Source organism: Leucobacter sp. G161, from assembly GCF_001482305.1.
In the GTDB taxonomy this organism is placed as follows: domain Bacteria; phylum Actinomycetota; class Actinomycetes; order Actinomycetales; family Microbacteriaceae; genus Leucobacter.
Map to the genome: position 1 here is coordinate 1 of NZ_LOHP01000076.1, position 7935 is coordinate 7935.

The following is a 7935-nucleotide window of genomic DNA, read 5'->3' on the forward strand; positions in this document are numbered from 1 at the left end:
CTGTCCAGCACCCAGGTATACACGCACGTCTCGATGGAGCGGCTCGCTGCGACGTATCGGCAGGCACACCCGCGCGCGTAATGCTTCAGCTTCACGTGCTTAATGTGAACCGATCGCGCGGATACCCCACAAGATTCCCATCGGGACTCCCAGTATCAAGCTGTCGGCCAGTCCCGGGCCTCCGCAGAGTTCCCTCAGCTGCCAAACGCGCGTTGTTCGACTGCCTTCGGGAGAAAGCTAGAACGTCGGTGCCTTTCTCAGTTTTCCAGTCATGACACGTTGAGACCGGCGAACACTCAGCTGCAAGAGTTTGACCAACCGCCTCGGGCGGAGTCTCGGTATTGCTGCGGGCCTTCGGGCGCCTTCCTTGACTCTCAGTGACGTCGGTCAGCGTATCGAAGCACTCGCCCGACATTTTCCATCACCATCACCTGCTCTGTTTCTGGACGCTCCGACCAGGCTTACCAAAACGCACGTTGCACTCACTGCAGCCAGCCAACAGACCATAGCCAGAATCCCGCGGAACCAGTTTGCCGGGGATGAGGAAAGAAACAGTCCGCTGAGAGCCGCCGGAAACCACCAAGCAGACCCTCCGGCGAGTTCCACCACCGACTCAGCCAAGCGTAGACCGACTAAAAAACCGAGAGTAATCGGTGTACTTCGGGTGACGTACGTCACTACCGAACCAAGTGTCGAACTCAGCGTGAAGTAGAGCGCGGTGCCGAGAACCAACATGGTGTATTCACGCGTCCCACCACCTAAACTCTCGACCTTCCAGTGAAGAATGACAGCGCAAAGGCCCGACAGTGGGACGGTCATAGCAAGCGTGCCAAGCACCGTTGATGCAATCCGCGCCGTAACCTGCGGGACGGCAAGCAAGAACGGGGCCTGAGTGCGTTGATGGGTACTCTCTGCGACAAGAACTGCGGATAGGTAATAAAACCCGAGCTGAAGCACCGCGACGACCTGAAGCTGGAGGCGCTGCGTTGAGTTCGGTGCCTCCCCCAAGTGCATCCACGCTGGTCGCAGCGACAAGGCCAAGGAGGCACCCAAGGCGCATAAGACTGCCAAACCGAATACGAGTAGTGTGCCACGCAGGGAAAACATACGAAACGCACTCGCACACACTTGCGACGAGAAACGCTCCCATTTGCTCCTCTTAGCGGTCACGCGGCATCGGGTTCCGAGTAAACCGCAGAAGCGCGGCAAGCAATAATAGGAAAACCCACCCCACCATCACCCATGCAGCTTCGCCGGGCGAAATTGTCGGTTCCGCGCCAGGGTAGAGGAATGAGTAATCAGCGAACATAAGAACGCTTGCCACATCCGGAAGGAGCCACGCCCCGTCAAAGGTGAGGGTGGCCACTCCTCCGAAAGAAACAGCACCGACGCTCACGCCGACGAGGAGAATCGGAACCAGCGCGTTTTGAAAGAACGTTGCGAGACTCATCGCCAGCAACGCTGTGAAGGTCCAATTACCAACTGCGCCCCAGAATCTCCAGCCCAAGTCCGTCACGGCTGATACCGAAACTTCTCCATGTTCGCCGAGCATCACCTGCGAGCTGATAAGCACTAGAGGAACGGTGATGGCGGCAAGGAGGCTCACTGTCACACCGAGGACGAGAGCTTTCGAAGTGAAGATCATCCAGCGCTGAGATACCGCGGCTAACGAAGAGAAAAGTTGCATCCCCCCTCCGATTTCTCTGGCTTGAGCGCTGTACTCACTCGTGATTACAACGATGCCGAGTACCGCCGCCCCGAACCCTCCTTGAACCACCATAGAAAGACCAGCTTCGTTTGTACTCAGATCCAGTCGGCCATTGAGATCGCCTGTCTCGATGGCTCGCACAAGGTTAGTAGTGTCAAAAAGCGCGAAGCCCAGAGTGAGCACAACGGCGAGGATCCCTGCTCCTTGAGCACCGGGCTGAGTCATCAGCTTGTACGTTTCTGCTTGGAGGACTCGAACGAAGCGACTAACCAAGGCCCGGCCGGCTTCTGTCGCTCTTGATAGCGGAAAGATAGGCTGCCTCTAAAGTGGAGTGTCCTCCTTTTATCTCGAGGACACTTCCACTCTGAATGACTCTGCCTTGGGCCATGATCACTATTCTCTGTGCGAGCGATTCGGTTTCTCGCATCAAATGACTCGACAGAAGAACAGTTCCGCCTGATTGCGCAAACCTCGCTACGAACGAGAAAATCCACTCACTACCTTCTGCATCCAATCCGTTTGCAGGCTCGTCTAGCACCAGATAGTCGGGACTGCCGAGTAGAGCCGCAGCCAAACCGAGGCGTTGAGCGATTCCGAGAGAATAGTCTCCTGTCTGCTTCCTTGCTGATTCCCCGAGGTCAAGCATCTCAAGCACCTCATCGATGCGTGCCCTGGGGATCCCGTTGCTGATTGCCATCCAGGTCAGATGACCCCGCCCAGTCCGAGACGGATGAGCGCCGCTGCCACCAAAGCTAGTTCCCACACGTCTGAGTGGGTCGAGAAGCTCTCTGTACGGAACACCTCCGAACAGGGCCGAACCCCGGTCAGCGCGTTCGAGGCCAGTCAAGATCCTCAGAGCCGTGGACTTTCCTGCACCGTTGGGGCCAAGTAGGACCGTAATCTGTCCAGACTCTGCCGCGAAAGACACTCCGGAAAGAACGTTTGATCCGGAAATTCTCTTATGCACGCCGTTAACACTGATCACTCGGTACCTACATTTGCATAGAGATAAGGAGCTTTACAGGCCTCATTAAAGGACGTGTCATCTTCACGACCTAACGCGACCAGCATGAGCCTCATGGATTTTTGTAAATGCGGTAACCCCCGACCTTTCGCCAACGGGTTTTCCCTCAGCTTCAACCCACGCATGCGCGTGAAAGGGTTTGGACACGAAACCAGTGAACCAGCTGGGGACAACACCGACACTCTTGCACAGCAGCACAACTGCCACCGAGCGCTGGAGGCACCCTGCCGGCGAGGCGCACCGCTTACTCCGAAGGCATAACTCTTGACGGGCCAATAGAGCAGTTGAAACATCTGCTGGGGCCGAATTTCGGGACACTTGCTTCATGAATCGGGCGAGTTGCACAGGTGGTAAAAGGGCAATTATTCTAGAAACACCAACCACAATCATGATACGTAACCGCCCCCAGTCAGGTTCACCAGCTTCTCCTTTGTGGTGGATCATGGCTTTACAAGCCCCGCATTCATAAGTGCCGCGATCAGTTTCTCGATGTCAGTTTCGACAACACTTGGGTCAGTCGAATTATCAGCAGCAATCCGGTCGGCTACTTCCGTAACGGTAGACCCTTCAAGGAGCTGAAGGATCATTGTCTTTGCAGTTCCGTTGAGTCTCCAGAATTTTGCAGCTCGTCCCGTTCCAAGAAGGATTAAATCTCCCTCCCGTTCTTTAGCAATAACACCTTTCCTCAATTTCATAGTTTTGGCTCCCTATGGTGTGGTGGTCCAACTTGTTTTTCTTCGCCAGATTGTGCTTCGCTGAGCCCGCGGAGCCAACGCTCTGTTGTGGTGACATTGTGAATAGCCATCAAAGCCGGGTCCAACGCCGAAGGTGAATCCAGGTCCGCCCGGAGGAGGTTCACATCCACCAACCCAATCTCGTGGACGAGTGGCGCGTCAAAGAATTCGAGGAGCTGTGTGCGCTTGCGTGCATACTCCGCGTATATATCACTCGAATAGTCCCCCTTGAGCTCTCGTTGGAAAAATTCCAGAGGCATAGTCGGCTGCATGGTAGTAGCAAGCAGTGGCTTGAAAGTGCCGGGCTTTATACGCTCTCTAAGGTCAACGGAAAGGGCAATCTCCACAACTGATTTATCGGCAAATGGCGCTTCCCATCTGATGCCAGTCTGCGCGTAGTATTCGTTTACTTGGCGAAGAATGACCCCCTCGTACGCGATGGACTGTGCCACCTGGTGCGCAGCTGGGTTATGTCCAAGAGGTTCAAGTCCCATCTCTGCCGACCGCTCTAACTGAGTCGCAATGAGCTCTCGCGCTTCCTCGCTGAGCCAAGTAGGCAGGTTCGCAAACGGGTGCCAAACCATGCGGTCCCGAACCTCACGAGCCGCTTCGCCTCGTACTAGCTGCGCGACGACGCGAAGCTCGTCGACGAATGGCTTCGGTCGCCTCAGGGACCTGAGTACCTCCCGGAATGGAATCCGATCATGCAGTTGAGCAGCCCGAACGCTGGGCCAGGCACTCGTTCCGTACTGCCGCCAAATCGTGGAGAGCATCCCCGATAGATGGCTGTCAAAAAGCTCATCCCCACCCAAACCAGTGATATGAACTGTTGAACCGTAAGCGATCAGACGCGGAAGAATGGATTCCAAGTGCCCCTTGGTACCCTCCCAGAAGAACGGCCCTTCTGCAAGCATTTCCAATTTTCCGGACCGATCAAGACTGAACGCACTACTGGTGTCCGCCAGACGCCCCACCTCGCTGAGCTCCACCCCTAGCTCTTGGGCCGCCTTCCGAGCCCATTCCCCTTCATCATTCACAGAATTCACCGAGTCGGTTCTTACGGCCAAGTATCTCTTCCCCTGGCCGGTGAGAAGGTACGCGAGGCTAGTGGAGTCCAGCCCCCCAGAGATATCCGCGGAAATTCTGATGGCCCCCTCGATCGTGCGGCTCAATACGCGGTCTAATGTTTCACGCAGGTCACCGCTGGCTTCGGTGATGCTTCGGGTGCCCGTCTCGGCTCTCCAAGTTTGTTTCTGCCAAGCGAGTCCATTGCGTTCCATGCGCAGTTCGCAGCCGAGCCTAAGCATTTCAGCGCCTTCCCACACGGTCCTAAACAGCGTCGGATCAGCGGGAAGAAGATGCTGAACAAGCCTGGTTGCCAGCGATGTTTTGTCAACTGGGGCCTTAATGACCTTTTGAAGCAACGCAATCGAATCCGTCGCGATCGCAGGGCGTTCACGGACGGCCCCCGTCCAGAAAATGGTCTTGCTGCCCGACAAGGTTCCTCGACACGTAGTCACCCCTTCAGCGGAGGAAAGCACATGGAACTGGTCAGGAAGCTCTCGGAGATTCAAGCCGCTCTGCCCGGTTGGAAAACCCAGCGGGAACCTCTCCCCGAGTGCCTTTACAGCACCGGAGCCTCCAATCAGCACAATGCGCGTGCCTCGATCTCCATGGACAAGGACACTCTCCTCAGGTCCAACTCCAATAATCCAGGGGCTTCCAGAAGAGTGGGTCACTACGTCGGGGCCCACAAGAGCAATCAGTTCATCAACTAAGCGGGGATCTATTTGCTGGTCGGGCAAGACGAAAAAGCTCATGGCCACTCTTGGTGCCTCTCTACGAACTATCAACAAAGATCGGTCTCTTATGCGCGATTATTCAAGCCTCATTAAATAGCTCCTGCCCGGGCACCCAGGGTAAAGCACCGCCCGAGCAGGAGTCATCGAAGGCTTACCCGAGCGCTACCTCAGCCCCAGGTGTAAGGCGTGGTCATGAAGAAGATGTCGAGGTACCTCTTGTTGAACTGACCGTTCGTGGCCTCATGAAAGGTTCCTACTTCTTCCACCACTGGGGCGATGTACTGAGACTTAATCATTTTTCTCTCCAATGAGTGACTACGACCCCAAGGAGGGGTCTCCTTGGGTGGAGCCCTTGCTCCAATCGTCAGTTTTACACGAGCCGCGCTTGTTGGCAAGAAATTCGACAATCGATAATAAATAAATCAATTTATTTAATACATCTGTAGGCATTGCGTTAATATGGAGGCTGTATTTCAGCCGATAAGCGCACACTTCCCACTGGTGCGGCGCTCGAGTCAGGCCCGCACGACGGAGGTGCGCCAGCAGTGAATCCCTCAGCCCGCAAAGCCAAGGAAGATCCAGAGAGAAACGCGACCGAGCTACGTGGACTGTTACAGCCCCTAGCTCGGCAACGGCGACCACTGATTCTAGGCATCGCTCTCGGATTGTTCGGAGCCGGACTCGCCCTCGCGCAACCTGGATTAGTGGGCCAGATTGTCACTCTGGTTGAAGAAGGCAACCCCCTAGGCTTTCTCCCCCTCTTCCTGATCGGACTCATGCTCGCCTCGGGGTTGACGTCTGCGCTGCAGCAGTACGTTCTTCAGCGAGTCAGCGAGTCAGCAGTTCGAGAAACTCGGCATCGACTTCTGCATAAAATCATCAGACTCCCCATCGCGGAGTATGACACGCGACCGCTAGGGGACCTTCTGTCAAGAGTCGGCAACGACACCTCAATGTTGCGCGACTCATTTTTTCGCTGCCTACACGCACTATTCAGCGGTGTGCTGACCATCGCGGGCGCCACCGTCGGCATGCTCATCGTCGACCCAGTTCTATTTCTGGTAGCTGCAGTAACTGTCCTGGCGTCGTTAAGCTTGGTCGTGGCACTTGGAAGGCTCATTAGATCGGCTTCGTCCGAGGTCCAGCACACAACTGGGCAGCTTACGGACACGGCAGATCAGGCACTTCGCGGAATTAGAGTACTTCGCGCTGGGAATGCTACGGCCCAGATTGAGAGCAAGCTCTTTCTCATTGCAGACGCTGCTTGGTCGGCCGGCATCCATTTAGCACGGGTCTCCACATACATCGCGCCCGTATCAATAATCGCCACCCAGGTGGCATTCATCGCAACCCTAGGTCTCGGCGGTCTTCGAGTAGCCAATCAATCGCTTACGCTAGCGGGCTTTACGACTTTTCTTTTGTTTTTGTTCATGTTGGTTTCACCGTTGAGTCAGATATTTGAGGCGATAAGTTCTTTAAACCGCGCTCTCGGATCCTACGGTCGCATTCGTGCGATTACTGAGCTCCGCTCCGAGCCCGATTTAGCCAGCAGCTACGAGGCTGCGAACGATAGACAAAAAAACTGTCCGCAGAGTGCTGCGCCAGAAGGGCCAGAGAACGCCATCGAGTTTCATAAGGTTTCTTTTCAGTACGTCCAGAGAGCAACCGATGCAGAGTCTCCCCAAGGCTTCTCCGGCAACCAGATCGATTCAATCTCATTTATCGTTCCGACCGGTTCGCGTGTCGCTTTCGTGGGCCCTTCAGGCGCAGGAAAAAGTACAATATTGCAACTAATCGTGAGGTTGTATGAACCCACCGCAGGAGAAATTACGTATTTTGGAACGGATCACACTTCCGTTTCTCGCGTCCACGTCCGTCAGTACATCTCCTACGTCGAGCAAGACGTTCACCTTTTCTCAGGAACGCTTCGTGAGAATCTAACGATCTTTACGCCTGAGGCTTCGGATGAGGCCTGTTTAAAGGCACTCGAAGCGGTAAACCTCAAACCGCTTGTAGACAGATCCGGCTCGGGCCTCGATCTGGAAATTGGCGATGATGGCGTCAGCCTTTCCGGCGGCGAGCGGCAGAGACTCGCCGTGGCCCGGGCGCTCCTTGCTGATCGACCTATCATCTTGCTAGACGAGTCCACTGCCAACTTGGATGGGAGGAACGAGCAGTTCCTTCGAGACTCTATTGATCTCCTGGGCGCGGAGAAGACATTAGTCGTCGTAGCCCACAGGCTCTCCACAGTCACCAACTCGGACATAATTTTCGTTGTAGATTCGGGAAGGATTGTGGCACGCGGAACCCACCAGCATCTCTTGCGAAACAATGACCTGTACCGAGAGCTGGCTTCCTATCAATTGTTGGCCTAGATCGACCGGGTGATGGGGCCCAGGCAAGAGGCCAGTCGATGGGTGAGTGCAAACCGTCTTGCTCCGGTCCGCTGTTTATTGGCAACCGTGGCGGCGCCCCGCTGGGCACCGGTGCCGTCTACCGACTTGTCTCGCGCGAACTCGAACGCGAACCTGGTGGCGGGCCGAGCGGGCCGCACACGTTTCGGCACACTGCTGCGACGCACCTACTTGACGGCGGTGCCGATCTCCGCGTGGTGCAGGAAATGCTGGGACACTCAAGCCTGTCCAGCACCCAGGTATACACGCACGT

Annotated in this window: 7 protein-coding genes and 1 pseudogene; 2 read left to right on the top strand and 6 right to left on the bottom strand. The window is 55.7% G+C overall.

Translation table 11 applies throughout. The features are described 5' to 3' along the window. Positions 1-1159 precede the first annotated feature (1159 nt). The 6 genes from AUL38_RS13070 to AUL38_RS17155 all read right to left on the bottom strand — a co-directional run bounded on the left by AUL38_RS13070 (position 1160) and on the right by AUL38_RS17155 (position 5564). Entirely contained in the window at positions 1160-1933 is a 774-nt protein-coding gene (locus AUL38_RS13070; protein ID WP_059062823.1) for an ABC transporter permease, read from the bottom strand. A 40-nt stretch (positions 1934-1973) separates the two neighbouring features. Beyond that, on the bottom strand, positions 1974-2693 hold the full coding sequence (locus AUL38_RS16910; RefSeq protein ID WP_083506869.1) for an ATP-binding cassette domain-containing protein: 720 nt from the start codon (positions 2691-2693) through the stop codon (positions 1974-1976). A gap of 63 nt (positions 2694-2756) precedes the next feature. Beyond that, positions 2757-3176 carry a lasso peptide biosynthesis B2 protein gene (locus AUL38_RS17990; protein ID WP_083506870.1) on the bottom strand — a complete coding sequence of 140 codons (420 nt, stop codon included), beginning with the start codon at positions 3174-3176 and terminating at the stop codon, positions 2757-2759. Further along, complete coding sequence (locus AUL38_RS16920) at positions 3173-3427, bottom strand: PqqD family protein (protein ID WP_083506871.1); 255 nt, start codon at positions 3425-3427, stop codon at positions 3173-3175. The genes AUL38_RS17990 and AUL38_RS16920 overlap by 4 nt, the downstream gene beginning before the upstream one ends. Beyond that, entirely contained in the window at positions 3424-5286 is a 1863-nt protein-coding gene (locus tag AUL38_RS13075; RefSeq protein ID WP_083506872.1) for an asparagine synthase-related protein, read from the bottom strand. The genes AUL38_RS16920 and AUL38_RS13075 overlap by 4 nt, the downstream gene beginning before the upstream one ends. Before the next feature lie 149 nt (positions 5287-5435). Further along, on the bottom strand, positions 5436-5564 hold the full coding sequence (locus AUL38_RS17155) for a lasso RiPP family leader peptide-containing protein (RefSeq protein WP_153006594.1): 129 nt from the start codon (positions 5562-5564) through the stop codon (positions 5436-5438). A 249-nt stretch (positions 5565-5813) separates the two neighbouring features. On the opposite strand from AUL38_RS17155, the gene AUL38_RS13085 reads away from it, so the two are divergent. Beyond that, positions 5814-7643: an ABC transporter ATP-binding protein gene (locus tag AUL38_RS13085; protein WP_083506873.1), complete on the top strand. Its 1830-nt coding sequence runs from the start codon at positions 5814-5816 to the stop codon at positions 7641-7643. A gap of 71 nt (positions 7644-7714) precedes the next feature. Continuing rightward, a pseudogene (locus AUL38_RS16925) lies at positions 7715-7935 on the top strand (tyrosine-type recombinase/integrase); the annotation flags it as partial.

What these genes read in the sequence shown, in the direction of transcription:
- AUL38_RS13070 (WP_059062823.1), bottom strand. Translation starts at nt 1,933, where the DNA reads ATGACTCAGCCCGGTGCTCAAGGAGCAGGGATCCTCGCCGTTGTGCTC.
- AUL38_RS17990 (WP_083506870.1), bottom strand. Translation starts at nt 3,176, where the DNA reads ATGATCCACCACAAAGGAGAAGCTGGTGAACCTGACTGGGGGCGGTTA.
- AUL38_RS16920 (WP_083506871.1), bottom strand. Translation starts at nt 3,427, where the DNA reads ATGAAATTGAGGAAAGGTGTTATTGCTAAAGAACGGGAGGGAGATTTA.
- AUL38_RS13075 (WP_083506872.1), bottom strand. Translation starts at nt 5,286, where the DNA reads ATGAGCTTTTTCGTCTTGCCCGACCAGCAAATAGATCCCCGCTTAGTT.
- AUL38_RS17155 (WP_153006594.1), bottom strand. Translation starts at nt 5,564, where the DNA reads ATGATTAAGTCTCAGTACATCGCCCCAGTGGTGGAAGAAGTAGGAACC.